Annotated in this window: 28 protein-coding genes; 23 read left to right on the forward strand and 5 right to left on the reverse strand. The window is 43.9% G+C overall.

The features are described from left to right. Positions 1 to 67: 67 nt before the first annotated feature. Genes ACW9SV_RS20315 through ACW9SV_RS20330 form a run of 4 tightly spaced genes read right to left on the reverse strand, consistent with a single transcriptional unit; the run spans position 68 to position 3,754 of the window. Positions 68 to 1,420 carry a Gfo/Idh/MocA family protein gene (locus tag ACW9SV_RS20315; protein WP_479558606.1) on the reverse strand — a complete coding sequence of 451 codons (1,353 nt, stop codon included), beginning with the start codon at positions 1,418 to 1,420 and terminating at the stop codon, positions 68 to 70. 60 nt (positions 1,421 to 1,480) lie between these two features. Next, complete coding sequence (locus ACW9SV_RS20320; protein ID WP_479558607.1) at positions 1,481 to 1,951, reverse strand: VOC family protein; 471 nt, start codon at positions 1,949 to 1,951, stop codon at positions 1,481 to 1,483. 51 nt (positions 1,952 to 2,002) lie between these two features. After that, a complete protein-coding gene (locus ACW9SV_RS20325; protein ID WP_479558608.1) occupies positions 2,003 to 2,779 on the reverse strand; it encodes a 3-keto-disaccharide hydrolase in 777 nt (258 codons plus the stop codon). Positions 2,780 to 2,839: 60 nt separating this feature from the next. Continuing rightward, positions 2,840 to 3,754: a sugar phosphate isomerase/epimerase family protein gene (locus ACW9SV_RS20330; protein ID WP_479558609.1), complete on the reverse strand. Its 915-nt coding sequence runs from the start codon at positions 3,752 to 3,754 to the stop codon at positions 2,840 to 2,842. 635 nt (positions 3,755 to 4,389) lie between these two features. Between ACW9SV_RS20330 and ACW9SV_RS20335 the strand changes: the two genes are divergently transcribed. The 19 genes from ACW9SV_RS20335 (at position 4,390) to ACW9SV_RS20425 (ending at position 20,415) form a co-directional block, all read left to right on the forward strand. Beyond that, a complete protein-coding gene (locus ACW9SV_RS20335; RefSeq protein WP_479558610.1) occupies positions 4,390 to 4,641 on the forward strand; it encodes a hypothetical protein in 252 nt (83 codons plus the stop codon). Between the two features lie 141 nt (positions 4,642 to 4,782). Next, a complete protein-coding gene (locus ACW9SV_RS20340; RefSeq protein ID WP_479558611.1) occupies positions 4,783 to 5,229 on the forward strand; it encodes a hypothetical protein in 447 nt (148 codons plus the stop codon). 122 nt (positions 5,230 to 5,351) lie between these two features. Beyond that, a complete protein-coding gene (locus ACW9SV_RS20345; protein ID WP_479558612.1) occupies positions 5,352 to 5,963 on the forward strand; it encodes a DapH/DapD/GlmU-related protein in 612 nt (203 codons plus the stop codon). Positions 5,964 to 6,050: 87 nt separating this feature from the next. Next, positions 6,051 to 6,776: an aspartate/glutamate racemase family protein gene (locus ACW9SV_RS20350; RefSeq protein ID WP_479558613.1), complete on the forward strand. Its 726-nt coding sequence runs from the start codon at positions 6,051 to 6,053 to the stop codon at positions 6,774 to 6,776. Positions 6,777 to 7,105: 329 nt separating this feature from the next. Next, entirely contained in the window at positions 7,106 to 8,671 is a 1,566-nt protein-coding gene (locus ACW9SV_RS20355; protein WP_479558614.1) for an amidase family protein, read from the forward strand. Positions 8,672 to 8,991: 320 nt separating this feature from the next. After that, entirely contained in the window at positions 8,992 to 9,495 is a 504-nt protein-coding gene (locus ACW9SV_RS20360) for a YkgJ family cysteine cluster protein (protein WP_479558615.1), read from the forward strand. 674 nt (positions 9,496 to 10,169) lie between these two features. Continuing rightward, positions 10,170 to 10,628 (forward strand): hypothetical protein, encoded by a 459-nt coding sequence (locus ACW9SV_RS20365; RefSeq protein WP_479558616.1) that lies wholly within the window; start codon positions 10,170 to 10,172, stop codon positions 10,626 to 10,628. Positions 10,629 to 10,763: 135 nt separating this feature from the next. Next, the gene (locus ACW9SV_RS20370; protein ID WP_479558617.1) at positions 10,764 to 11,825 is read left to right on the forward strand and encodes a hypothetical protein; all 1,062 of its coding nucleotides are present in this window, start codon (positions 10,764 to 10,766) and stop codon (positions 11,823 to 11,825) included. A 95-nt stretch (positions 11,826 to 11,920) separates the two neighbouring features. Next, positions 11,921 to 12,265, forward strand: coding sequence for a hypothetical protein (locus ACW9SV_RS20375; protein WP_479558618.1), 345 nt, complete (start codon positions 11,921 to 11,923; stop codon positions 12,263 to 12,265). Between the two features lie 97 nt (positions 12,266 to 12,362). Then, on the forward strand, positions 12,363 to 12,926 hold the full coding sequence (locus ACW9SV_RS20380) for a hypothetical protein (protein ID WP_479558619.1): 564 nt from the start codon (positions 12,363 to 12,365) through the stop codon (positions 12,924 to 12,926). Positions 12,927 to 13,012: 86 nt separating this feature from the next. Then, the gene (locus ACW9SV_RS20385) at positions 13,013 to 13,417 is read left to right on the forward strand and encodes a hypothetical protein (RefSeq protein ID WP_479558620.1); all 405 of its coding nucleotides are present in this window, start codon (positions 13,013 to 13,015) and stop codon (positions 13,415 to 13,417) included. A gap of 159 nt (positions 13,418 to 13,576) precedes the next feature. Then, positions 13,577 to 14,359, forward strand: coding sequence for a fatty acid desaturase family protein (locus ACW9SV_RS20390; protein ID WP_479558621.1), 783 nt, complete (start codon positions 13,577 to 13,579; stop codon positions 14,357 to 14,359). Between the two features lie 111 nt (positions 14,360 to 14,470). Then, positions 14,471 to 15,379, forward strand: a complete 909-nt coding sequence (bla, locus tag ACW9SV_RS20395) for a class A beta-lactamase, subclass A2 (protein ID WP_479558622.1) — start codon at positions 14,471 to 14,473, stop codon at positions 15,377 to 15,379. A 104-nt stretch (positions 15,380 to 15,483) separates the two neighbouring features. Beyond that, positions 15,484 to 16,035, forward strand: coding sequence for a hypothetical protein (locus ACW9SV_RS20400; protein WP_479558623.1), 552 nt, complete (start codon positions 15,484 to 15,486; stop codon positions 16,033 to 16,035). A 111-nt stretch (positions 16,036 to 16,146) separates the two neighbouring features. After that, on the forward strand, positions 16,147 to 16,866 hold the full coding sequence (locus ACW9SV_RS20405; protein WP_479558624.1) for a hypothetical protein: 720 nt from the start codon (positions 16,147 to 16,149) through the stop codon (positions 16,864 to 16,866). A gap of 95 nt (positions 16,867 to 16,961) precedes the next feature. Beyond that, the gene (locus ACW9SV_RS20410) at positions 16,962 to 17,381 is read left to right on the forward strand and encodes an SMI1/KNR4 family protein (RefSeq protein WP_479558625.1); all 420 of its coding nucleotides are present in this window, start codon (positions 16,962 to 16,964) and stop codon (positions 17,379 to 17,381) included. Positions 17,382 to 17,576: 195 nt separating this feature from the next. Then, positions 17,577 to 18,446, forward strand: coding sequence for an SRPBCC family protein (locus ACW9SV_RS20415; protein WP_479558626.1), 870 nt, complete (start codon positions 17,577 to 17,579; stop codon positions 18,444 to 18,446). A 50-nt stretch (positions 18,447 to 18,496) separates the two neighbouring features. Further along, complete coding sequence (locus ACW9SV_RS20420; protein ID WP_479558627.1) at positions 18,497 to 19,018, forward strand: GNAT family N-acetyltransferase; 522 nt, start codon at positions 18,497 to 18,499, stop codon at positions 19,016 to 19,018. Positions 19,019 to 19,371: 353 nt separating this feature from the next. Next, complete coding sequence (locus ACW9SV_RS20425) at positions 19,372 to 20,415, forward strand: alpha/beta hydrolase (RefSeq protein WP_479558628.1); 1,044 nt, start codon at positions 19,372 to 19,374, stop codon at positions 20,413 to 20,415. A gap of 187 nt (positions 20,416 to 20,602) precedes the next feature. Here the strand turns inward: ACW9SV_RS20425 and ACW9SV_RS20430 are convergent, their stop codons facing one another. Beyond that, positions 20,603 to 21,673, reverse strand: a complete 1,071-nt coding sequence (locus tag ACW9SV_RS20430; protein ID WP_479558629.1) for a glycoside hydrolase family 43 protein — start codon at positions 21,671 to 21,673, stop codon at positions 20,603 to 20,605. A gap of 236 nt (positions 21,674 to 21,909) precedes the next feature. On the opposite strand from ACW9SV_RS20430, the gene ACW9SV_RS20435 reads away from it, so the two are divergent. The 4 genes from ACW9SV_RS20435 (at position 21,910) to ACW9SV_RS20450 (ending at position 24,744) form a co-directional block, all read left to right on the forward strand. After that, complete coding sequence (locus ACW9SV_RS20435; protein WP_479558630.1) at positions 21,910 to 22,620, forward strand: class I SAM-dependent methyltransferase; 711 nt, start codon at positions 21,910 to 21,912, stop codon at positions 22,618 to 22,620. Positions 22,621 to 22,704: 84 nt separating this feature from the next. Next, entirely contained in the window at positions 22,705 to 23,121 is a 417-nt protein-coding gene (locus tag ACW9SV_RS20440) for an SRPBCC family protein (RefSeq protein WP_479558631.1), read from the forward strand. A gap of 121 nt (positions 23,122 to 23,242) precedes the next feature. Further along, entirely contained in the window at positions 23,243 to 24,238 is a 996-nt protein-coding gene (rlmF, locus tag ACW9SV_RS20445; protein WP_479558632.1) for a 23S rRNA (adenine(1618)-N(6))-methyltransferase RlmF, read from the forward strand. Positions 24,239 to 24,300: 62 nt separating this feature from the next. Beyond that, positions 24,301 to 24,744 (forward strand): SRPBCC family protein, encoded by a 444-nt coding sequence (locus tag ACW9SV_RS20450; protein WP_479558633.1) that lies wholly within the window; start codon positions 24,301 to 24,303, stop codon positions 24,742 to 24,744. Positions 24,745 to 24,903: the final 159 nt, after the last annotated feature.

The following is a 24,903-nucleotide window of genomic DNA, read 5'->3' on the forward strand; positions in this document are numbered from 1 at the left end:
GTTATGAAAATTAATCCCGGCCCTGTCTCAGGAGCCGGGAATTTAATGCCTCTTGTCTAGGAATGACTTAGCTAACCACTACCTCCTGTTTGGCATCGTCAAAAGTGACGCGTTTGCCGGTTTGCAGGGCTACGCGGGTCATGATGGTAGCAAGGGAGTGGTTGTACCCGGCACGTACAGAAGCGTTTGGCGTTTGGCGGCTGCGCACGCACTCCATCCAGTTGCGCATGTGCAGCGAGGTCATGGGGTCGCCCCCGGTGTTGGCATCAGTAGATACTTTTGCAGCATTGGTTGGCAGGGTATACTCTGTCAGTAGGTTTGCCTTCATGCCCATTTCATCGGCTAAATTCTGCGTAAGGCCGCCTTCTGGGGTAACCTTGTTCGTGTCAAGGTTCAGCATGCCGCCGTTAGAGTAGTACAGCTCTTTTATGCCGCCGGCACTGTTGGTGAATCTGGAAGTGTACACTACCTGGAAGCCCTTCTTAGGGTCGTTTAATGGCCCATAATCGAAAACTGCTGTCAAAGTATCCGGGTTTTCGCGGCCATCCTGCCACAGGTAGGTCCCCCCATTGGCGACCACACTGCGCGGATGCGCAAGGTCGGTGAACCAATGCACAGTATCAATCTGGTGCGACATCCACTGGCCTGGTATACCGGAAGAATAAGGCCAGAACAAACGGTACTCCAGGTACTTGCGTGGGTCCCAGGCAACTTTAGGGCGGTTCATTAAGAAGCGGTCCCAGTCCGTGTCTTCCTTCCGAATTTCTTTTACTAGTTGAGGTAAACGCCAGCGGCCCGGCTGGTTCACGTTCCAGCTCATTTCCACCATGTTGATGTTACCGAACTTGCCGGACTTCAAGTACTCATTGGCGGCAATGTAATTGGGAGCACTACGGCGCTGAGAACCGATCTGTACAATTTTACCAGTTTCCTCTACTGCCTTTAAGACCGCGCGGGCATCTTCCATGGTTTCTGCCAGCGGTTTCTCTATGTAGGCATCTTTCCCGTTCCGTACCGCCTCTACCCCCATGAGGGCATGCTGAAAATCGGCGGTACTGATAATGACCGCATCCAAGTTTTTAGAAGCATACAGCTCGTCGTTGTTGCGGTATTTCTTGATCTTACCCCCTGAATTTTGTTTTATAAAAGCCTCTGCTTCATCGCGCCGACGGTTCCAAATATCAGATACTCCTACAAACTCAAAATTCAGTTCTTTGGCATGATTCATAAAGGACGGGTACAACGAATGCTTAAACCGGTTGGAAAACCCTACAATTCCTACCTGCACGCGGTCATTTGCACCAAGAATTCTTCCGTAGCTTTTGGCACTTATGCCCATTCCCATGAGGGAGATACCTAATGTTCCCAGCGCAGCTTTTTTGATAAAATCTCTGCGGGAGTTACTATCATTGTGTTCCATAGGTATTGTTAGTTTGGTTAAAACTCTAAGTTTGTTAGAGCGTGGTAAGACGTTTTTTCCTTATAGATATTCGTTGTTTACTTCCAACCAGTACCCATCAGGGTCCTGAATGTAAATCTGCTTTATTCCATCCACCCGCACATTTATTTCCCCCAGCTTCCCTTTAGAGTTATAGTACTTGATGTTGTGCTTGCTTAAGCGCTCCATGAAAGCTTCAAGCGAGGGCACACTGAAACAAAAATGGCGGGTGATATCCTGGTAAATTTCTTTGGGTGCTCCCTGTATCAGGTGCAGCTGGAAGGGATCCCCTATGCTGAACCAGTCGTGCAGGCCGTCTTTGAAAGGCTCCGGAATCTTCTTGAACTGCATCACCTGCTCATAAAATGCAGAGCTCTTTTTCAAATCATGCACGTGCAAAGCAAGATGATTGAATTTGATGGGTTTCTCTGTAGCAGCAGAGGTCTGTGCCTGCGCAGGATCTAGTTGGGTCATGAAGATGCAGATGAATAAGAACTTAAGAATTGTTTTCATGTGGCAGAAGTTGCGGGCTTCCATTCAGGTAAGCCCTATTCTGAAGTTCTTTTAGAGTTTGTTTTGCTTTTGATTCAGATCAAGCAGTTTGATGTTGCGGTATCGCACCTCATCGCCGTGGTCCTGGAGCAGGATGTGGCCTTGCGGAGCTTCCCCGAATGCTTCGAAGTTTTGGTACTTGCTTGCCGCTACCAACTTTCTGAACTCCGGACTCCCCCGCTCATATTCCACTACCTTTACCCCATTCAGCCAGTGCTCCACGTGTTTGTTGTTAGACACAATGCGCACCTTGTTCCACTCGCCAATGGGCATTACTTTTTTGTTTCGAGCAGTAATCAGGTCATAGAGCGAGCCAATGGTGCGGTTGCCGTCTTTTCCCATTTTAGCATCGGGGTGCAGCTCGTCGTCCAAAATCTGGAACTCCAGGCCAATGGCAGAGCCCGGACTTTTAGGAAGGCGCTCCGTTACAAAATACTTGACGCCGCTGTTGGCACCGGGGGTTAATTTAGCCTCCAAGGTCAATTCAAAGTTGTCGTACTGCTGCTCTGTGATAATGTCGCCCCCGTTTCTGGATTCACCACCCCCCGATTTGAGCACGACCAGCTCTCCGTTTTCTATCTTCCAGCCTTGCTCGGGGAACGCATCTTTGTAGGCTCCCCGCCAACCGGTGGTGGATTTACCGTCGAAGAGTAACTTCCAGCCTGCCTTTTTCTCTTTTTCGGTCATGGTGTTATGGCTTTCAGGTGCTGTAATTCCTTCAGCGGTAGACGTTGCACTTGCTGTCATCTGTTGCTGGCTGTTACAGGCTACTACCGTTCCAATTGCCATAGCGCCCATTAATATGTTTATTCTTAAGTTTTTCATTTATGGCCTATTTTACAGAAATCATTACACTTTTACTCCTTTGGACTTCAGGTACGTATGGCTGATTTTAGCACACTCCAGCGGAGTCTTGTCTTTATCAGGCACTGCATCTAACTCGATTATTCCCCAGCCTTTGAATTTGATTTCCTGAAGAGCCGCCAGAACATTTGGGAGGTTTACCTCTCCCAGCCCAAGCTCTACAAATTTGTACGCCTTGGGTCCCGCTTCCGGGGTCTGCCGCACGTCTTTCAGGTGTAATGCCTTTATCCTGCTTTTGTATTGTCTAATGGCTGCATCAGGACTACCTCCCCCCTGTTGGTAATGGGCGATATCCAGCAGCAGGTTCACATTCTTTTCGTCGCAGTTCTCCATGATCACCGCTATCTCCTCGGGTGTTTCCCCTAGTTGGTGCATGTGGTTATGGTAGACTGTTTGTACCCCAAGATCGAGCGTGCGCTTGCCTATTTCGTTTAGTAGGCGGCCGTAGCTTTTCAGGTCGGCTGTGCTGGGGGCACCCTCTTTGGGGCGTGAGGAATTGGTGACCTGAAGCAACTGGCCACCTAGTTTTTTAATGAAGCCAGCATTCTCCAGGTGCTGTTCAATCACCGCTTTGTCGTTGCCTGTGTTGATGTTTGCATTCCCGCTGGAGAACATGCACAGGTCCAGTTTATGCGTTTTTAGAAGATCCAGCAGAGCCTCAGGTCTTGTCCCGTATTCTCTAAAGGTGTTCGCACGTAACTGTATGCCTTTAAAACCCAGAGAGGAAATATCTTTGATGGCCTGTACATCATTTCCGCCCCAGGTGATAGAGGCGTACCCTACTTTCATACCCGGCACCGAAACGGCTACGGTACTGCCTATAAAGGACAGAGCCGGAAGGGCTAACGCTGCCACTCCTGCTTTGACAATAAACTCCCTGCGTGAGATTTCTGAAGCCATAAAATGTTAAGGAAATAGTTTCGTGAGCGAAAAAGAAAAGCGGTTACAGCCACAGACTGCAGTAATGCCCTTGAATATAGCAAAACAACAGGAACCACCAACAGGTAGTAACCATCTTTGAGAATCAATAGGTTACCCAAGAGGTAAAAATTCTTTATCCTAATCATCCTGTAGAATCCTGTACATGCTTCTACCCGAAAGAGAGTTTGCTATCTTGAGCCACAAACGGTTGGCAGCGGACTAGTGTGGAAGAAGCCGGAAAGCTGAAAAGAAGTGACGAAATCAACAATTTTTCCTTGGTGATGCTCCGTACGACGGGCAGATTTTAGAATCCTTTCCTAAAGATCATCTACTGGCTGGGAAGCAAGATTGAGAATGTACCGGTGCAGGAAAGTATGCGCCGCAAGCAAGGCCGGTTGAAGTAGGAATATTTTTTGGTGTTGTTTTTAAGAAAGTAGACTGGAAACAGAACAGGTAGCTGCTCCCTTAATGATCAGGAAAGAACTATATAGTATATTCGGCAGTGCAGTTCCGTTTATCCGACCAACGGTAGACGTGTAAACGGAAGTTTGGCTCCAGCCAAAGCGCCAATAACTGGAACAGTTACTTATACACAGTAGTTAGCACAAATAAAAATGAATAAAGAAGAACAAAATTGGCGAGTGGTTTTTCTAATAATACCAACTTTTCTCGGATACAATTTAGCAAATGTAATAGCAACAGATGATAACACGGGACTTCTGTATGCCGCCCTTTTTAGCGGTGCTGGTGCATTGGTTGGTGCAGTTGTTTACTACCTCATTAAAGAGAAAAGCAAAAATCTAAAAATTGCATCAGCTGTTGGAATTTTCGTTGTTGGGATACTAACTCTCTATTTGGCTGCATAAGGGATGGAAATCGAAGCAACCCTGTCAAATGATAAAATAAAACATATAAGTAAAATTACTTGTGCTAACAAGGTGCATAAGCCATGCTTCGGCCGACGGCCTCGCACACCTCATGCACTAGACGTTAGCTGGTATTAATAAATGGCCGAAGAAGAAAAAATAGAGCAACGAAGAAACTGGCGATTACGCTGGATTGCGATGTTATTTGAATTTTCCCATTTAGAATATCAAAAAGGATTATGGATTGAGCACAAATACCCTAATGAAGTAGGCTGGTTCGGAGAGGACATGTGTCAATATTTTGATGACTTGGCAGTTGACAATAATTACGCATCGCAACTTGCTAATGATTACATATCAAATGAAGAATTTGGTGTGATTAAGGAATTTCACATGGACTTAGATAGATATGAATCTACTGGTAAAAGTGATTCCGAAATATTAAATGACCCAGAATGGATAAGTATTATAGAAAAGGGTAAAAAAGCTTGGAATGGTTTAAAGAAAGTGATAACCGATTCAGTAGAATTGAATCACATACATGGACTTGAGATGAACTACTTAAGAAAAAAAAATAGCACCAGCTAACATTGTGTAAAAAACGTGCTAGGCCGTCGGCCTAGCACGTTTTTTACACGAGGCCGTTATAGCCAATTTTGATACTATAATATGTAATCAGTTTTTCATCCTTTATCAACAATTTAATATTCATGATTCTCATAGACGATTTTATACAAGGATTTTCTGATACTTTCCCCAACCAAAAGGACTTACAGCCATGGGAGATAACAGACAATCTTAAAGAAATTCTGCATAAGATGATTTCACATCTTGGCGAGGATTATAATATAGAGGGTGGAATAGCTGTGCATAAAACAGCTATAATTGAAACAGGAGTTGTAATGAAAAGCCCAGTTATAGTAAACAAAGACTGCTATATCGGGGCTAACGCTTATTTCAGAGAAGGTGTTTACCTTGATAGCGCTGTTAAAGTTGGACCTGGCTGTGAAATAAAAAGTAGTATTATTTGCTCAGAAACTGCTGTTGCGCATTTCAATTACATTGGCAACAGTATCCTAGGTAAATACATAAATTTTGAAGCTGGTTCCATTGCCGCCAACCACTACAATGAAAGGGCTTCAAAGAAAATATCAGTTGTACATGACTCTAATATAATTGAAACAGGTACAGAGAAATTCGGTTCTCTAGTTGGCGACAACTCCAGAATAGGCGCAAATGCAGTCTTATCCCCTGGTACCATACTAAAGAAAAATAGTGTTGTAAAAAGGCTTGAACTAATAGAACAGTGCAAAACTGAATAAATAAAAATACTGACTATAACATCAGCTAAAAAGCATTAAAACGCTTTTTAGCCTAACCGTTGGCGGTAATTATAAAAGATACAACCTATGCAAAAAACTATTGGACTGATTGGAGGAATGTCTTGGGAAAGTTCTACGGTTTACTACAAAATCATAAATCAAGAAGTCAAAAAATCTCTTGGAGGTGTTCATTCTTGCCAGTCTTTAATGTATTCCGTTGACTTTGGAGAAATCGCAACTTTACAACATAATGGAGATTGGGATAAACTTGGCGAAATGATGAGCGAAGCAGCACAAAAGTTAGAAAACGGTGGTGCTGACTTTATAATTTTGTGTACCAACACGATGCACAAATTAGCTGATAAAATAACTTCGACAGTAAAGATCCCATTTATACACATTGCAGACGCTACCGCAGAGGCAATCAAAAGAAGTAAAATCAAAAAAGTCGGACTACTTGGCACAAAATTTACTATGGAGCAGGACTTTCTAAAAGGACGGCTCTCTGACAACCACGCTATCGAAACCCTAATTCCTAATGAAGAACAGAGAGAAGTTGTTCACAAAATCATCTATGATGAATTAGTAAAAGGAATAATTACGGACCAATCAAGAGAAGCCTATTTGGAAATTATAGACAATTTGATTGCTAAAGGTGCAGAAGGAATTATACTTGGCTGCACGGAAATCAGTTTATTGGTTACCTCGGACAATACCAAGCATATTTTATTTGACACGACGGACATACACGCAAAAAAAGCAGTAGAACTATCTCTAAATGACTTAACTGGCGGACAAAATAACTACCGCTAACAGCATATTCATGAAATGCGGGTCGGTGCTAAAGTGAAACTTTGTGCATCAAAGAAAGTTAAGTGCTAAAATGAAAGATCGGTTTTCAAAGGCTGCCACTTCATAAATGTGCAAAACGCAACAAGCAAACAGACCATTTTAACCTTCATCGATCGAAGCCGAGTAAATGTTAAAGTTGAGCTCAAGAGTAATGTAAAACAAGGTTGGCTAGAACCAAATATGCAATGTGCTAAGGCATATACAACTTGTAATTAAAAAGAAAATCTTCGGCTAACATGGTGTATGAGTCATACTGCGTTACCAAGTGTCACTAATTTATAGACAATATTATGCGACTTTACTTCTTCAGGGCACTTAGCATTTTGATTTTAGTGGCCCTGTTTAGTGCCTGCACCCGAACCGGCAAGGTAGGAAACGGAGCGGGCGGACAATTCAACGTGGAGGAAGCGACGATTGCTGACATCCACACGGCTTTCAGAAAAGGCACCTGTTCCTGTGAGCAATTGGTGACCACCTACCTGCAACGGATAGAGAAGTACGACCAGCCTACCAAATTGAACGCCATTGTACTCACCAACCCAGAGGCGCTCCGGCTGGCTCGGGACCTGGATGCAGAACATCGGAGAACGAAGAAGCTGCGGCCGTTGCACTGCATACCGCTCATTGTGAAAGACAACTTCAATACCAAAGGCCTGCAAACCGCCGCGGGCTCTCTGGCAATGAAAGGCTTTGAGCCGGAGACCGATGCCTACCAGGTGCGCGTGTTGCAGGAGGCCGGCGCGTTGGTGCTGGCAAAATCCAACATGGCCGAGTGGGCCTTCAGTCCTATGGTTTCCATCAGTTCCATTGCCGGCGAAACGCTGAACCCCTACAACCTGGGACATGTGCCGGCCGGATCGAGCGGCGGCACGGCCGCGGCGGTGGCAGCCAACCTGGGCTCCGTGGGATTAGGTTCAGACACCGGCAATTCCATTCGGGGTCCTTCTTCGCACAATGCCCTGGTGGGCTTCCGCTCCACCTTAGGTCTTACTAGCCGTGCGGGCATCGCCCCGCTTTATTTGCGCAACGATGTGGGCGGCCCCATGGCCCGGACGGTAGAAGACGCCACCCGGATATTGGAGGTAATCGCGGGGCACGACCCGGCTGATCCTTTAACCGAACACAGCCGAGGCAAGGTACCGGCCAACTACCGCCAGTTTCTGGACAATAACGGCCTGAAAGGTGCCCGTATTGGCGTACTGCGAATACTGAGTGACAAAGATCCCGACCCGCAGGTAAAAGCGCTATTTGAGAAAGCCATTGCGGACCTTAAACGCTTGGGCGCCGAAATCGTGGATCCTTTTGAAGTCCCGAAATTTGCGGAGGTAAGCGAGGACCAGTGGTGTTCCGTTTTCCAGCACGATATAAACCAGTACCTGGCTTCTCTGGGACCCAAAGCACCGGTGAAAAATTTGCAGGAAGTGGCAGCGTCGGGCAAGTATTCGGCCTACATTGAAGAGAACCTGAAATACGAACTGAGCCAGACGGCCGCACCGGCTCCTGATGCCAAAACCTGCGGCGATGCCTACCACGATACCCGCCGAATCGCATTCCGGGAAGCCGTGACAGGGGCCATGAAAAAGCACCGGCTGGATGCGGTCATTTATCCCACCTGGAACCACCCTCCCGCTAAGGTGGGCGATTTCAAGGGCTACAAAGGCGACAACAGCCAGATCATCGCGCCGCATACGGGCTTACCCGCCTTTACGGTGCCAATGGGGTATACCTACGACAACCTGCCTGCCGGCCTGCAGTTTCTGGGCGACATGTTCGCTGAACCCACGCTCATCAAGCTCACGTATTCGTATGAGCAGGGCACCAAGCACCGCAAGCCGCCAGTACGCTTTAGTAATTAGTTTCGAGCCTATGGACCTTTGTCCATAGGCTCGAAACAACATGTTAGGGTTAATAAAAACTTTTTGGGAGCTCTTCCAAAGCTAAAGGTTATTACCACAACCCTTTTAGGCTTTCGCGACCATGGATCAATCCTTGTTCCCCAACGAATCATTCATCCACCACGTGCACTGACAGATCGGGAAGAATTGATAGTTGTAAAAGAAGGTCAGTTGCAGATCATTTTACATAACAGCAGTAAAACCCATGTAGCAAGTACGGAAGCACGATTTTAAGGTGTACTTTGCAGGAGTACATCACTAAAAGGTTTTAATCAGAAAACATGAATGATTCAACTAATATCTGTTTGTCTTGTGGGCTTTGTTGTGATGGTACCGTGATTGGTTTTGTCCAGCTTGAGCGTGAAGAGTTGCCTTTATTGAGAGATTTGATAGATATTGAGAATACAAATGGGGAAGGTTTCTTTCTTCAACCCTGTAAAAAATATTGTGATGGTTGCACTATCTATTCTAAAAGGCCGAAACAATGTGCCAAATTTGAATGCGGGCTTTTAAAATCTATCGAACAAAAGGAAGTTGATTTTGAATCGGCTATTGAAATTATTAATGTAGTTAAACAAAAAAAGGACGACATTAAAAGGAAGGTTTCACTACTTCAGCTTGAACTACAATCTCAATCTTTTTACTTTGAAATGAGTGAAATCAAAAAGTTGTTACAAAATGATAAAGCTGAAGCTTCATTAACCCAAAGCCATCTAGATTTACTAACGGAACTCAAACAATTAGACAGTCTGCTGTTAAATAAATTTGGAGATTCAATCTTTTAAATTGAAGGTTTTTGCCAAAATTCCTCAAAACCGCTTTTGTTGATAATAGTGGAAAAACAAAGCCATAAAAGCTTCTAACCCTTAATCTCCAATAAAAGCCTATACAAATGTAATTTGAAGTTCGGTGCACGCTTCAACTTATTTGCAACTTCATCAGAGTAGACTTCGCGCATAACTATTTTTGAGTTAGTATTAGAAACTCAAAACAAATCTTGGCTTTATAGTCAACAACAAAATGCCTGTTGTTAGGAGATTCCTTGCAACAGGCATTTTGTGTATAAACCTAAATTGAATAACCCTTACCCCAAATGCTTCTTCAGTTTCTAAGAATAATTTCTGTGCCCCTTCACGGAAATGGAAATTATCTCTTGGTGTAAAAGCACGATTGAGAATGTAACGGTGGAGTAAACCATGCGCCATGAGCAAGCCAGGTTGATGTGAAAAGGTGTTTAAGGGATATTTTAAGGAAAGTAGACCCAAAACCAAAATGGTTGTACTTTCCTTAATGATCAGGAAATAACTATATAGTATATTCCGCAGTGCAGTTCCGTTTACACAACCAACGGTAGTCGTGTAAACGGAACTTTGGCCCCTCCCAAGGAGCCAACAACCGGAACAGTCCCTTATAAACAGTAGTTGGCAGTCATTATAAATTATAAAGAACAAAGCGAAGCATGTATAAAGGATTCTTAATTGCATTTCTATTCTACACAATCGGACTAGTTACTGCGTGGCTATGTTATCTAAATATTGGACATGAATACATACATGCCCCTGGCTTACATCACATAATAACCCTCGTTACATTCTTTATTGGTTTTTTATGGTTGTTAGCAGCAGCCATCCGATACATAAATGGAAAAAGAACAGAAGTATTACGCGGAATAATCCTTGCTAACTTCTTGATGAGTTTGGGTTTCGCACTGTTCATGTTGTACATCATCAATGGTACTGATAAAAACAGCGAACTTGAAGCCAATGCAAACAAAATTTTCATAGAGGAATCAGGAGACACAACCACAATGTATCATGAGGGTTCACCTGTGTACTTAAAAGTGAAGGACTCTGTACTAATCAACTTCATCGACTCTACAAAGATGGATTGGGATGAGGTAGTAAGTGTTACAAAATAACGTCTGCCAACAACACCTAAACGCCAGCCTTCGGCCGACGGCCTCGCCCGTCGTTTAGCCCAGTACGTTAGGGGAAATAATAAATTAAATTTATGGAAAACTGGATGGCTTAGAATCTATAACTAAAAACAATACATGAAAGTCAGTTTATACATACTCCTCTTTTTTCTGGTGCTCTCATGCAAGAATGGGAAGCAGAATCTAAAAGAAGCGCAAAATGTACCTTCCGAGTCAAAAAGTTTTGACTACAGCCTGGTGGGGAAAGAAACTTTGAGATTAGCAGAGAAAATAGCCAAAGTAAATGAGGTGATGTCTTCGGCAGTGTATGAAGCTGGCGTAAAACCAGAGCAATATAATAACTTCGAAGCTTTAACCGCAAAGGCTAGTACTCCCGAACTGAAGGCACTTTTAAGATATCCCAATAATGCTGTTAAATGCTATTCTTTCTGGGCATTGAGTTTAAGAAAAGACACAGATTGCTTTGATATCCTTAAGGAGAATCTACAGGATACCTCTAGAGTAGATACACAGTTTGGATGTATCGGTAGCTCAACAACCATCGGCGACTTTTATTTAGACTTACTAACCCCAAACTATGTGGACTTGGATTCCTACAAGTTGAATAAGGCTCAACAAAAGCAAATAGATAGTCTCCTAATCTTTGACAAAACAATTCAACTTAGTGCTAAAACAAGCCTGCTCAAAAAAATAAAGCCCAATGAACATTACTATTCAAGAGTAAAGCAGATTTTGCAGGAAGAAGGTAACGAAGCGGCTTTGATAGCATTGGCTAAATACAGAAGACCTGAGGACAAGACCTTTATACTGAGTTTCTTGAATGACCCAGAAAAGGAATACTATGGAATAAAAGCTGTCAAATTTTTCCCTGCCCCTGAGTTCTTAGAGTCCATAGCGCAAATACAGGCAAGGGAGATCATGAAAGACACAGGTTTTGATTATAGTCTTTATAGGGAAATGTATCAGGCTATGGTACAGTTTAAAAATAAGGAATCGGCTGAACTGTTGGAAAAACCTTTCACGAAAGCCACCCAAGATGCACGACCTTATCACTTAGAGTATATTTGGCTAGCTATAGAAAAATACCCTAACCCGTTATACAGTAGGATACAATCAAAAATTCAACTCACAGAATATGAAAAAGATGATTTGAATTATTGGTTGAAGGAAGTAGAATAAATTACTTCCCCTAACAAGACCTAATAAGCATTAAAACGCTTTTTAGCCAAGCCGTTAGGTGCAAGCTTAAATAAAAACACTAAAAGAATAAAGCCTTGTTAAAATCACTTGATGAAGATTTCTGTAGTGCATTAGAATACCGACTGACCCGAATTTTCAGAGAAAGTGACCATAAAGAAATTAGAAGTCTTTGGTGTGACGGAATTTCTCCAGCAATAGAGACAAACGAAAATCCGATTGATTCCAGAAGAATGCGGACAAGAGCATGGATTGGTAAAAACGGACAAGAGGAGTTTTCAATGACAATTTTGCTCGGTGAACAAGCAATAGTTGAATTCTCCAGCGGAGGAAACTTGATTGACACTATACCAAGTGAAGAAACCAAAGACTGGATCTCTATCAATACAGAAAGAAGAACTGTAACAGTACAATTAGACTAAGAAAAGCATCCACCTAACAACGTGTAAACACCAGCATCGGCCGACGGCCTCCGCTGCCGTTTACACCAGTACGTTGGGTGTGATTATAAATTAATAAATGAAAAGATATTTACTTGTAGTTGCCGTAGCTGCAACCATTATAGGCTGCAAACCTGCTCAAAAAATAACTCCTGTTGAAGCCGCCAATAAGCTTGGGCCTAATCCGCACTTCATCATAGACGGAAAAGCATCTGATAAATCTGCAATGCAGACAATGGATGCGGAAGCTGTTGCTTCACTGACGGCTTACTACGGCAAAGATGCCACGAACCGATACGGAGACAAAGCCAAGGACGGTGCTGTTGAGATTGAAACTAGGGCATTTGCTAAAGAAAAGTACCAGAAGGTGCTAAAAGAGGCAAGCAGTGAGTATAAGAGCCGACTTGAGGCCGACGGTGGGGACAGCAGTTTTCAATATGTCCTGAATGGGAAGCCCCTGACAGGGAACTACGCAGGCGACTTGGCCAGCATAACTCCTGACCTACTAAAAGAAATCAAAATCATCGGAAGTAAGGAATTGAGTAGCAGTTACAATATAAATGGGAAAGCAGTCGGGGTAGTCATTTCCGCAAATCCGCCTAAGAACCTTTATAATGGGAGGGAAAAGTTCAACCAAAAATAACGTCACCCAACAAGGTGTAAAAGCCATGCTACGACCGACGGCCTTGCACGTCTTTTATATGAGACCGTTGGCAGTCATAAAAAACTATGAAAGAAATCTCAGCTTCAGCTATTCTCTTGGTACTATTTGCTTTCATGATATATTTGGGAAAGCAGGTAATACTATTGAAAGATGTGGCTTCAATTCCTGCCTTAGAGAATGATGGTTCTGAAATATTTTTTCCTCTTCCAATTATTGAGCGAGAGCCATCATTAATAAAGCAGACTGATTCTTCGGTGATAGAGACTAAATATTATAAATCCTTAAATTCGACAAGAATATTCAACGAACTCAAAGACAAAAACAAAGTTTACTACCGTGAATATTACTATGGCACTAATACTTTAAGAGAAGAAGGGACTTTTGTAAATGGACACCATTCAGGAATATGGAGGTACTACTCAACTGAAGGGAAGTTAGTAAGTGAATATAAATATCCTTTCCTTGATTAATCACTTCTAAAATAAGAGCATATATCATCATTAGAAGAATTAAATAGATAAGCTTTAAATGAAAATTACGTCTGCCAACATTGTGTAAACGCTACACTCGGCCGAAGGCCTAGCCCGTAGCTTAGCCAAACCGGTTGGCAAATATTTAACAAGAAGGTTTTGACACATCAAGAAAAACTCAAAAAAGTTGAATGGAAGGATATAAGGAGCCTGTCCTTAAAAGAAATGTTGATTGAAAATAATCTGACAATTCCTTGGTTTGCCATCTCCTTGTCACTTGCCTATTTCGGGCATTATATTTTAGCTTTACCGTTTTCGGCCTTTTTCTTCCTGACAGGACTGCGGCAAGTACACAATGGGTTTCATAACTCACTCGGTACGAACCGTTTTTTGACCTGGCTTTCGCTTTACCTGAACAGTTTATTGATGCTGGTTTCCATCCATGCTGTGAAGTTCAACCACATCAGGCACCATAAATATTGTCTATCCGAGGAGGATTACGAAGGCAAGGCTGCTAGGATGACTTGGTACGGGGCTATTCTTTATGGGCCAATCCACATGTTCTTGATCCATAAAGTCACCTTGCAGCTCGGCAACAGCAACTACCAGAAGAACGTGATTTTTGAATTGGTTTCAATAGGGTTATTAGCTTCCCTGGTTTTCTACCTAAAAATTAATTTCCTCATTTATCATATTTCAATAATGGTGATAGGTGAATTCTTAATGGCCTTTTTCGCCGTTTGGACAGTTCACCATGATACGCATGATAACCCAGAGCATGCGAGAACCCAAAGAGGCGGTTGGAAAAATAAGGTGACATTTAGTATGTTCTATCATTTAGAACATCACCTATTTCCCGCGGTACCTACAATTAAATTACCAGAATTGGCAAAGCGTATCGACAGGGCGCTTCCCGACATGGAAAAGAAACAAACATTCTAAAGAACATAATAACATCTGCTAACCACACCCATACGGCAGCTTTGCCGCCGCATTGCCCAATCTGTTGGTGGTAAAATTACAGACATTCAACAGCCTTCACATATTCAAAACATGATTCGAACATTTAGTTTAGTTACTGCGCTTTTTTTATTCCTTGTTTGTGAGACCTTGGCACAAACGTCAAATCCTTTGCGGCAAAAAATACAACAAATAATTTCAACAAGGAATGCGACCGTTGGTGTTTCGATCATCGGTACCAATGGGAAAGATACGTTATCAATAAATGGAGACAGCCACTTTCCCATGCAGAGTGTGTTTAAGTTCCATATCGCTTTAGCAGCCTTATCCCAAGTTGATAAAGGCAGGTTGTCGCTTGACCAAAAAATTACCATCGGGACGAAAGACCTGCTGCCTGGTCTTCACAGCCCCCTTCGGGAGAAGTACCCGAACGGCGCAACGCTGCCGCTTGCAGAAATCATAAGTTATACGGTTTCCCACAGCGACAATGTGGGGTGTGACGCTTTGCTGAGGCTTCTTGGCGGGCCTCAGGCAGTTGAGAAGTACTTATTGAGAAATGGCTTCAAAGACGTTTCAATAAAAATCAATGAAGAAGTGATGCAGAACAATTGGGATTTACAATACCAAAACTGGACAACCCCCAAAGCTGCCACTAATGTTTTAGAAGCTTATTATCACAACAAGAAAAAGCTACTTTCTCAAAGAAGTTATGACTTTGTCTGGAAAGAGATGAGGGAAACCGTACCAGGCAATAACAGATTAAAAGGACTACTGCCTGAAAGCACTGTTGTTGCTCACAGAACAGGTTCGTCCGGAAAAAATAAAATAACAGGAACAACAGCAGCGGTCAACGATATTGGAATTGTCTTTTTGCCGAATGGAAATTATTTTTTCATCAGTGTTTTTGTAACTAACTCAAAAGAAGACATTGACAAGAACGAAAAAATCATTGCTGACATTTCTAAAGCCGCTTGGGACTATTTCAACACACAAAGTAATTAAAACCACCACCAACATTGTGTAAACACCTTTCCAGGGCCTGAGACCTCGCACGTTGTTTATACTAATCGATGGCGGTAATCTACTAAACCAAACTTGGGCTTCATATGACAAGGTCTGTATTGTTGATGATAATAATTTTGATCACATCATGTGTTTCATATCATTTGACAGAAGAGGGTGGTTACAGAGTGGATAACCCAAAGGTTTTTCTATACAATAAACCAAAATACACTAGGTTGGATAAGGAGGCAATTGATACCACAGCCATTTATTTAATTGACAGTACAAACAGCAGGTATTCAACAAATCGGGAAAAACGTGATGTATTTTGTAGGTTTTTCTCAGGCGGACAGGTGGTTTTCATTTCATGTGAGGGAATGCCAGATGCCAAACTGATCAATAACTCAAAAAAGGGAGCTCCTGGATACTATTTTATTGATGGGGACAGAATCAGAATAGATATGTTCCAAAATTTAAATGGTGGGCAGACTGGAAAATACTTTGGCAAAATTCAGGCAACCGGAGACATTATGTTCTACGAACAAAGACCAGAGACTTATTACGGTTCATTTAGAGGACTTGAAAGAGACGGACAGAAATCATTTTGGAAAAAAATTCAAGTAGATAGTATTGAACATTACAAACCAAATTGGTGACATAAAACTACCGCCAACAAGGTCTATAATGCATGGCTGCCCCATTGATTATAATTTGACAATTCATTGTTCCTGCCTCCATAATGGAAAACATTTTATGAAACTATCATTATGAGAAAATACATTCCTTTAAGTATTCTGTTGATAGTTGCTTTTTCATGTTCCGTGTCCAAAGAAACTGTCTCCGCCCTTAATGATCACCAAAGAAGATATGTTGAACTGCCTTTAGAGTACGCTAACAGTTTCCCGACTCCAACATTTGAAAAGTGGGACTCGGACTACAGCCAGTATAATAGATACCTTACGAAGGATGTACTAAGAACTCAGATGGGGATGTCCTATGCTAAAGACGGGGTTAAAACCTGGATTTGCAGCAATTCGGCTAAACCACATGTACAACTTGACACCGCCACCATTATCACGGACCCAAAAGCGATGCTGGGGAACTGGAGAGCTGTTACCAACAGAAAGTTTAGTTTCACCGACTCGGCAGTATATGCAACTAAAAGCATTCACAGAAGCTCGAAACTGATTTATGATGAACGTGAGGCTGATGTGAACCTAATTGTCGATGGGGCTAAGTTCCAGATTATAGGGAAACAGAAGCAAAGGGATAATTACAAAAAAGTACTGAGCAAGAGCTACAGAGTTGACAGCGGAAGGTTCTTGCTTTTGTATGGCTCCAATCTGGCTTCTGCCAATGTTTCCCTGATTGGAAAAGAGGGAGAAAACTTAATCATGAATCAGTATGCAGTTATTGAGAATAAAATAGAAGGGAAATACATAGTGTATAAAACAATTGTGACCCAGCTTATCTTTCAGAAAATATAAACTTCAAGTAACAAGTTGCATTAGCCATGCTGCGGCCGACGGCTTAGAACGCCTCATGCATGAGGAGGCTTTAGAAGGCATTTAAATAAATTAGAATGGAAACTCTAGAAAGACTAAAGTCATTAAGCAAATCAGTTCCTAAACCTCCTGCCCTACCAACAGAACAGGACATAAAAAACGCAGAGGAGAAATTAGGTGTAAAGTTTCCTCCCTCCTATGTGAAATATCAGTTAGAGTATTCCAATGTCTTTTTCAGTACTTACGAGCCTTACCAATTGTTAGAGGACGGTAGCTACACGGACTTGATTAAATCAGTGAATGAAGCGAGGGAGTATGGATTGCCAAAGCACCTACTTCCATTTCTGGAAGATAACGGCGACTATTTCTGTTTTGACTTGAACTCAACAGCCCCTGAGTATAAAGTCAGATACTGGACCCACCATGGGGCAACAGACGAAAAATGGGAAAATTTTCTAGATTGGGTTGAGAAATGCTGGATTGGAGAACACGTGTAAACAAAAAAACTAAGCACAACACTACATAAACATCATGCCTCAGCCAAAGGCCTCGCACGCTGTTAACACCAGAGCGTAGCGGTTAAAGTAATAATGAAATACAGGTCAATTATAATAGGATTAGTGTTAGGGACAATCTACGGATTGGCTGCCCGGCTTCTAATCGAATCAGATGTTGTCAACCAGTTTAAGACAATGTCGCTTTCATTTCTATTCGGAATCCCTGCCGTGATAGGGGCAATAACCGTTTATTTTGGAACAGAAGGCCAGAAAGCATCAAGGTTGTTCAGGGTTTGTATGCCTTGGGTAGCTGTATTCGCTTTTTTGTATACTACCATCATCACCTATTTGGAGGCAACCATCTGTGTGGTGCTGCTGCTGCCAGCGTTCATGCTTTCTGCTAGTATTGGCGGCGTGGTCATGGGAAAAATGATTGACCGTTGGCAGAGTAAACAGCAGACGCTGAACATCTTTCTAGCTTTGCCATTCTTGTTTGCCCCCATTGAATATCAATTTGAAAGCCCCACTTCCACCAGTACGGTTAACTCCGAAGTAATTATCAAGGCAGACAAAGAAACCGTGTGGAACAATATCAAAAGTGTTCCTACTATAAAGGACGAAGAACTTAAATGGAGCTTTGCCCACTTTATAGGCATCCCCAAACCTATCCAGTCAAAACTAACAGATGAAAGAATCGGAGGTGTCAGGCACATCACCTGGGAGAAAGGAATAAAGTTCAGGGAAAAGATTACCGAATGGAAGTTGTATGACTCCTTCGCTTATGATATCCTGGTAGACCATATACCGCCAGAAGCGATTGATAAGCATGTGGAGGTAGGCGGCAAATACTTTGACGTGGTAAATGGAGGGTACAAGATGACAAGGATTGACCACAATACTACAAAGTTAACCCTAAGCTGTACCTACCGAGTGACCACAAACTTTAACATCTACTCCAAGCTTTGGGCAGACTACATCATGGACGACTTTCAGGTAGTAATACTCAACGTAGTGAAAGAAAGAAGCGAAAACTCTTATTCCCAGGCAACAGCTAAAAAGCAGTAAAAAGCTATTTCACTGTTGTTAGTAGTAATCCTAAAATTCACCCACCAAGAATGGAAAATATTGAAACAAGAAGAGTAACGTTAAAAGATTTAGAAACACTACAGAGCATTGGTAGACAAACCTTTTCTGAAACATTTTCCTCAGTGAATAGCGAGGAAAATATGAAAGAGTATTTGGATAAAGGATTTTCAACCGAAAAACTAGAAACCGAACTCTCTGATCCAAACTCTGAGTTTTACTTTGCTCTTCTTGATCATAAGGCAATTGGGTATTTGAAAGTAAACGGTGGACAATCGCAGACCGAAGTAAAAGACGAAAATGCCCTGGAGATTGAACGGATTTATGTTTTAAAGGAATACCACGGGAAAAAGGTTGGTCAGATCCTTTACGAGAAAGCAATAGAGATCGCACATCAAAGAAACGTGGATTATGTTTGGCTGGGGGTTTGGGAAGAAAACTCAAGAGCCATCCGGTTTTATGAGAAAAATGGGTTCGTGGTGTTTGATAAGCACATTTTCAAATTAGGCAATGACGAACAAACCGACCTCATGATGAAACTTCAGTTAAAATAGGCAACGGCTTACCGGGCTACAATCTTCAAAGTAATTTTGAGGAGCTCGCTACTGCTTTAAAACCGATATGAATAACAAAGGAGCAGTTGTAGCCAGGAAAAAAAGAAATAATCTCATCGCCAGCATACCACCATGACCTCGTGTCAGCATTAAAAAAGTAACCTAATCTGTGTTGGCATCCATGGCGAACAAGAATGGCACGTGCTGCCTGAAGAGATTGTAGAAGCTCTAAAACTTGGTACTAACTACAGAGATTAAAAAGCTCTAAACGTATTGAAATGCCTTTAACTAAGTATAAGCTGTTTCGTCCCCTACTCTGTCAGACCCAAAATATGTTCCTTTACTAAACCCTTATGAAGCACAATTTTCTATTCATTTTACTCCTGTCCTTGATTTCAGGCAGAATAGCCGCACAAACGAACGCCATACAGGAGGAAAGATTTATTCCTATTGGGGGCATTGAGCAGTGGGTAACCATTAGTGGGGAAGACAAGACCAAACCCGTTATCCTGTTTCTGCATGGAGGCCCGGGCAGCACCATGAGCCAGTATGACGATGCCATCTATGGTCACTGGAAAAAGGAATTTGTACTGGTGTATTGGGACCAACGTGGCGCGGGGAGAACCTTTGGCAAAAATGCCCCCGAAACGGTAACCGAGGAGTACTGGATAGAGAACCCATTGACCGTAGAGCGGATGACCGCTGACGGGATTGAGCTGTCTGAGTACCTGCTCAAGCACTTGGGTAAGCGGAAAATAACCCTGATTGGCACCTCCTGGGGATCGGTGCTTGGGGCTAGCATGGCCTTAAAACGCCCAGATCTTTTCTCTGCGTATGTGGGCCACTCCCAAGTGGTAGGCTTGACGGAAGGTTTCCGTCAAGCCTACCAAACAGTTTCCAAGCTAGCCCAAACCGCTAAAGACCAGGAATCTATAGACAAGTTGGTGTCCTTGGGTCCCCCACCCTATGAAGACGCCAGAAAAGAAGGGCAACTCATGCGCATCATCAAGAAGTATGAAAGGGAAAAGTCAACTCCTGCACCTGCCTCATGGTGGAAAGTGGCTCCCTCCTATGACAATGAGAAAGACGCCCAAAACCGGTTTGACGGAGATGATTATTCGTTCCTTTACTTTGCCGGACACAAGGGAATGGGAATAAAGCCCATGGGAGCTGGCGTCAATTTCATGCGAGATGGTCTGCGTTACAAGATTCCGGTTTACTTTATACAGGGGCAGGAAGATATCTTAACTCCTAAGGAGCTTACCAAAGCGTATTTTGACAAAGTAAAAGCGCCTAAGAAAGAGTTCCTGTTGGTGCCGGGAGCCGCGCACGGACACGACCAAGCCGTCATTGACGCCCTGTATATAGCTGTAAAAAAGGCCTTAAATCTAAAGTAATTAACGTAGACAAAGTCGTTTCTACCACCTACCAAACCTCTCAAAGCTGCAAGCAGCGCTTTTCAAAATGCTGTATAGGCGAATAGAATACAGACCAGGAGCTGAATAAACAAAAAGCCGTGGCTTAGAAAATGTTTCTAAGCCACGGCTTTTTCAGTTGAACTCAAAAGTGCGCAGGGTTAGCTTACTATTGCTTTTTCACCTTTTTAGACCTTTTTGGTTTTTTCACTGCCATTTCATTGTCGTCCAATTCCTGGCCAAAATCAGGCATGCCGTCTTTTGTCCATTTCAGGACTCGCGCGCGGGTGTGGCGGTTATGGTCGTACAGGGGTTCGCCAATGATTTCTTTGTAGTCGCGGGCATGATAGATCATCACGTCGGTTTTCCCGTCTTCGGCTATAATGAAGCTATTGTGCCCGGGTCCATAACGCTTCAGGCGTTCATTGGTGTAAAAAACCGGTTCGGGTAGTTTATGCCAAGAGGCCGTATCCAGCAGATCGGCTCCCTCCTCTGCCCAAAGCAAGCCCAAGCAGTAGTTTGCATCCGTAGCGCTGGCCGAGAACGTCACAAACACTTTCCCGTTGCGGATGATGACCGCCGGGGCCTCGTTCACCCGGTGTCCTTGTATTTCCCAGGCATATTCCGGTTGGGTGATGACCACCTGTTTGTCGTCTAAAGTGGTAGGGCTGGTCATCTTAGCGATAAAGAGGCTGGTGTTCGTTTGCTTGGCTGGAGCCCGGTCAACCCAGATCATGTAACGCTGTCCCCGGTGCTCAAAGGTGGTAGCATCCAAGGTAAACTGGTTCGGTTTGCTAACAATCTCACCTTCCTCTTTCCATTCGCCTTTGGTAGGATCTGCCGAGGCATTAGACAAGGCGTACTTACGGATGGCCCATTTGTCTTCTACCGAGCCGGCCGCAAAGTAGATGTACCATTTACCGTCTATTTGGTGCAGCTCGGGAGCCCAGATGTGGTTACCCATGGCCCCTTTTTCGTGCTTGCGCCATACTACCACGGGTTGCGCTTGTTTTATACCATTGATGCTCTTGGCTTTTCGCATCTCAATGCGGTCATACTCGGGCACCGTGGCAATGAAGTAATAGGTTCCGTCGGCCGCTTTCCAGACATGCGGGTCTGCCCTTTGCCTTGCAATGGGGTTGTCAAATTGGTTCTTTTTGAGCTTTTGTGCGTGTCCACTCCCTCCGCTAACCAGGAGCGTCAACGCAAGGAGGAGTTTTAGAAAGTTTCTGTATTTCATATGATTTTGGAGATAGTATAAGAACGGCAGTGCCCTGCCAATCTTGTCACCTTGAAGATAAGCGTATTTTTTACAATTATAATCACTCAGGGGACCTATTCTGCCATTCAAATGATTTTATTTAATTTGTGGAATCACCATCTCTCATAAGAATAAAGCACTGCTTCTTCCGGATTAACCTAAAGGAGTAGGGTAACTTGAAAGCGCATTTACTTAACGAAGGTATGGAAGAAAACATGAGAGAAAAGATTCTTTCAGCCTACGAAGAACTGGCCGAAAGCTATAATAACCTGATTGACCATAAACCCCACAATGCCTATTACGACCGCCCCAACACCCTGGGGTTGGTGGGCGAGGTAAAAGGGAAGTCAGTGCTGGACGCGGCCTGCGGACCGGGCAAATACGCCGAGGTCCTTATCTCCCGCGGAGCCGATGTAACTGGGTTTGACTTAAGCCCCAAAATGGTGGAATTGGCCACAAAACGCAACAAAGGGGCCGGCACGTTCTTCGTCCATGATCTGGCACAGCCAATGGTAATGCTGGAAGACGCCTCCTTTGACATAGTCCTTTGTGCCCTGGCCCTCCACTACCTGCAAGACTGGACTATGACCATCCAGGAATTCCGGCGAGTACTGAAACCCGAGGGCTTTCTGGTTATCTCCATTGAGCACCCGTTCCAGGAATTCAACTACTTTAAGTCTACCCACTATTTTGAGGTAGAAGCTGTGAAATGCACCTGGCAAGGTTTCGGGAAGCCTGTGGAGGTGCATAGTTACAGAAGACCCTTGGGCGTCTGCCTCGCTTCGTTAACAGACAATGGCTTTTACATAGATAAACTGATAGAACCCAAACCTGTGCCCGAATTTGAGAAGCTGGACCCCAGGCATTTTAAAGAATTGAATGCGTTTCCGGCTTTCATGTGCATAAGGGCAGTACCCAGAAATTAAGAAATTGACGTTTTTTGCTTTCATGTCCTTCTACCCTTTCTTCCACGAAATCAACAACAATAAACCATAAACCCACTTACTACTATGGAAAGTAACAAAATCACCGTACAGACTACCATTTCAGCGGACCTTAACCGAGTTTGGGAGCGTTGGACTTCCCCGGAGCACATAGTGAACTGGAACTTTGCCTCTGATGACTGGCATTGCCCAAGTGCTGAAAACGACCTGAGACCCGGCGGAAAATTCAGATCCACCATGGCGGCCAAAGCAGGCGACATGAGTTTTGATTTCGAAGGCACTTATGACGAAGTCGTAGACCAAAAGAGAATCGCGTATTCTCTGGAAGACGGGAGACAAGTGACCGTTGACTTTGAAGGCCAAGGCGATCAAACCACGGTAACCGAAAGTTTTGACCCAGATGCCAGCCACTCAGCAGACATGCAAAGAGCCGGTTGGCAAGCCATTCTTGATAACTTCAAAAGGTACGCGGAGACAAAATAGGCCATCAGTTTGCGAGTTAATTCATTGACTCAGATTGAGAATAAACTAAAGCTGCCACTTTCTTCAAGGAAAGAACCTAGCTTGCGCACCAGAAAACAAGATTGATTCGTCACCCCCTTTCATGCTTCCTAAAAAGAAAGAACATCCAAAAGAGAAGGCAGCCTTACACCCTCGTAACCGGCACCGGGAACGCTATGACTTTCCCCAACTGATTAAGAGTTGTCCCCAGCTGGGACGCTTTGTAAAGCTGAATGACTTTAAGGATGAATCCATTGATTTCTTTGATCCGGAGGCGGTGAAAACCTTGAACAAGGCCTTGCTGCAGCATTTCTACGGAATCAGGTACTGGGACATTCCGCCCGGTTACCTGACTCCGCCTATTCCGGGCCGGGCCGATTACATTCACCATATCGCTGATCTGTTGGGCAGCACCCAAACCCAGGGCAATGGAAACAAAACCCCCAGAGGGCCTCAGGTGAGATGCCTGGACATTGGGGTAGGCGCCAATGCCATCTACCCTATTATTGGCAACCGGGAGTACGGCTGGTCATTTGTGGGCGCTGACATTGACCCTGTTTCTATTGCCTCAGTAAGCAAGATTGTGGAGATGAATTCTTCTTTGAAGGGGCAGATAGAATACCGGTTGCAAGCCAACCCTATGCAAATTTTCAAGGGTGTTATTCAGAAAGGCGAACGCTTTGACCTTACCCTGTGCAACCCGCCTTTCCACTCCTCGGCCGCAGAGGCCCAGTCAGGGTCCATCCGGAAACTGAGGAACCTTAAACAGCAACACATCAAGAAACCCGTCCTCAATTTTGGGGGCCAAAGCAATGAGCTGTGGTGCGCAGGCGGCGAAGCGACGTTTATTTCTAACATGATCCGGGAGAGCAAAGAATTCGCTAATTCCTGCTTCTGGTTTACGTCTTTGGTGTCAAAAAGCGAAAACCTGAAAAGCGCTTATAAAGCCTTGGAATTGGTGGGCGCGGCAGAGGTCAGAACGATCCCCATGAGCCAGGGAAACAAGATTAGCCGCATCATTGCCTGGACTTACCTCACCCCAGCCCAACAGCTGGATTGGGCGAATACCAGGTGGTCAGTTTCTCATCCCAAAGCATAGCCGGACTCTTTGAGGCTACTTTTAAGAAAACAGACCAGAAGCAGAAATCACAAAACATACCCATGGAGAAAGCACCAATTGTAGTAAACCGCACCTTAAACGCCCCAGTTGAAAACGTCTGGAAAGCCATTTCAGACCGAAACCAGATGAAAGAATGGTACTTTGATTTGGCCGAGTTCAAACTTGTGGTTGGCTTTCAGTTTCAGTTTATGGGCGGCACCGAAGAAAACAGCTACCTGCACCTGTGCGAAGTCACCGAAGTGATAGAAAACCAAAAGCTCACCTATAGTTGGCGATATGATGGGTACCCGGGTATTTCCTTTGTCACGTTTGACCTTGCTCCCGAGGGCGAAAACACCCAGCTTACCCTTACCCACACGGGATTGGAGACCTTTCCTGAAGACAACCCTGACTTTGCCAAGAAGAACTTTGTAGCGGGTTGGAACGAGATCATCGGGCGACTGCTTCCTGAGTACTTGGAGAAAAACACCATCGCGCCCAGGTAATCTTTGTATTCCGGGCCCTGTTTTCACGGCAGTTTCAGGAAGTTTCAGGGTTCGCCCGTGCATCTCTTGCCTAGTCAGAGATGCACGGGCGAACCTTTTGGTAGATAGATGTTTCAGACCTTGTTCTTGCACTTTATCCTTTAAATCTAGAAACAAAAT

The sequence above is a fragment of the Rufibacter sp. JT20002 genome (genome assembly GCF_056491185.1).

What these genes read in the sequence shown, in the direction of transcription:
- ACW9SV_RS20425 (WP_479558628.1), top strand. Translation starts at nt 19,372, where the DNA reads ATGAAGCACAATTTTCTATTCATTTTACTCCTGTCCTTGATTTCAGGC.
- ACW9SV_RS20355 (WP_479558614.1), top strand. Translation starts at nt 7,106, where the DNA reads ATGCGACTTTACTTCTTCAGGGCACTTAGCATTTTGATTTTAGTGGCC.
- ACW9SV_RS20330 (WP_479558609.1), bottom strand. Translation starts at nt 3,754, where the DNA reads ATGGCTTCAGAAATCTCACGCAGGGAGTTTATTGTCAAAGCAGGAGTG.
- ACW9SV_RS20450 (WP_479558633.1), top strand. Translation starts at nt 24,301, where the DNA reads ATGGAGAAAGCACCAATTGTAGTAAACCGCACCTTAAACGCCCCAGTT.
- ACW9SV_RS20405 (WP_479558624.1), top strand. Translation starts at nt 16,147, where the DNA reads ATGAGAAAATACATTCCTTTAAGTATTCTGTTGATAGTTGCTTTTTCA.
- ACW9SV_RS20365 (WP_479558616.1), top strand. Translation starts at nt 10,170, where the DNA reads ATGTATAAAGGATTCTTAATTGCATTTCTATTCTACACAATCGGACTA.
- ACW9SV_RS20380 (WP_479558619.1), top strand. Translation starts at nt 12,363, where the DNA reads ATGAAAAGATATTTACTTGTAGTTGCCGTAGCTGCAACCATTATAGGC.
- ACW9SV_RS20430 (WP_479558629.1), bottom strand. Translation starts at nt 21,673, where the DNA reads ATGAAATACAGAAACTTTCTAAAACTCCTCCTTGCGTTGACGCTCCTG.
- ACW9SV_RS20370 (WP_479558617.1), top strand. Translation starts at nt 10,764, where the DNA reads ATGAAAGTCAGTTTATACATACTCCTCTTTTTTCTGGTGCTCTCATGC.
- ACW9SV_RS20315 (WP_479558606.1), bottom strand. Translation starts at nt 1,420, where the DNA reads ATGGAACACAATGATAGTAACTCCCGCAGAGATTTTATCAAAAAAGCT.
- ACW9SV_RS20400 (WP_479558623.1), top strand. Translation starts at nt 15,484, where the DNA reads ATGACAAGGTCTGTATTGTTGATGATAATAATTTTGATCACATCATGT.
- ACW9SV_RS20350 (WP_479558613.1), top strand. Translation starts at nt 6,051, where the DNA reads ATGCAAAAAACTATTGGACTGATTGGAGGAATGTCTTGGGAAAGTTCT.
- ACW9SV_RS20440 (WP_479558631.1), top strand. Translation starts at nt 22,705, where the DNA reads ATGGAAAGTAACAAAATCACCGTACAGACTACCATTTCAGCGGACCTT.
- ACW9SV_RS20345 (WP_479558612.1), top strand. Translation starts at nt 5,352, where the DNA reads ATGATTCTCATAGACGATTTTATACAAGGATTTTCTGATACTTTCCCC.
- rlmF (WP_479558632.1), top strand. Translation starts at nt 23,243, where the DNA reads ATGCTTCCTAAAAAGAAAGAACATCCAAAAGAGAAGGCAGCCTTACAC.
- ACW9SV_RS20340 (WP_479558611.1), top strand. Translation starts at nt 4,783, where the DNA reads ATGGCCGAAGAAGAAAAAATAGAGCAACGAAGAAACTGGCGATTACGC.
- ACW9SV_RS20335 (WP_479558610.1), top strand. Translation starts at nt 4,390, where the DNA reads ATGAATAAAGAAGAACAAAATTGGCGAGTGGTTTTTCTAATAATACCA.
- ACW9SV_RS20320 (WP_479558607.1), bottom strand. Translation starts at nt 1,951, where the DNA reads ATGAAAACAATTCTTAAGTTCTTATTCATCTGCATCTTCATGACCCAA.
- ACW9SV_RS20415 (WP_479558626.1), top strand. Translation starts at nt 17,577, where the DNA reads ATGTCGCTTTCATTTCTATTCGGAATCCCTGCCGTGATAGGGGCAATA.
- ACW9SV_RS20410 (WP_479558625.1), top strand. Translation starts at nt 16,962, where the DNA reads ATGGAAACTCTAGAAAGACTAAAGTCATTAAGCAAATCAGTTCCTAAA.
- ACW9SV_RS20420 (WP_479558627.1), top strand. Translation starts at nt 18,497, where the DNA reads ATGGAAAATATTGAAACAAGAAGAGTAACGTTAAAAGATTTAGAAACA.
- ACW9SV_RS20385 (WP_479558620.1), top strand. Translation starts at nt 13,013, where the DNA reads ATGAAAGAAATCTCAGCTTCAGCTATTCTCTTGGTACTATTTGCTTTC.
- ACW9SV_RS20435 (WP_479558630.1), top strand. Translation starts at nt 21,910, where the DNA reads ATGAGAGAAAAGATTCTTTCAGCCTACGAAGAACTGGCCGAAAGCTAT.
- bla (WP_479558622.1), top strand. Translation starts at nt 14,471, where the DNA reads ATGATTCGAACATTTAGTTTAGTTACTGCGCTTTTTTTATTCCTTGTT.
- ACW9SV_RS20325 (WP_479558608.1), bottom strand. Translation starts at nt 2,779, where the DNA reads ATGGCAATTGGAACGGTAGTAGCCTGTAACAGCCAGCAACAGATGACA.
- ACW9SV_RS20360 (WP_479558615.1), top strand. Translation starts at nt 8,992, where the DNA reads ATGAATGATTCAACTAATATCTGTTTGTCTTGTGGGCTTTGTTGTGAT.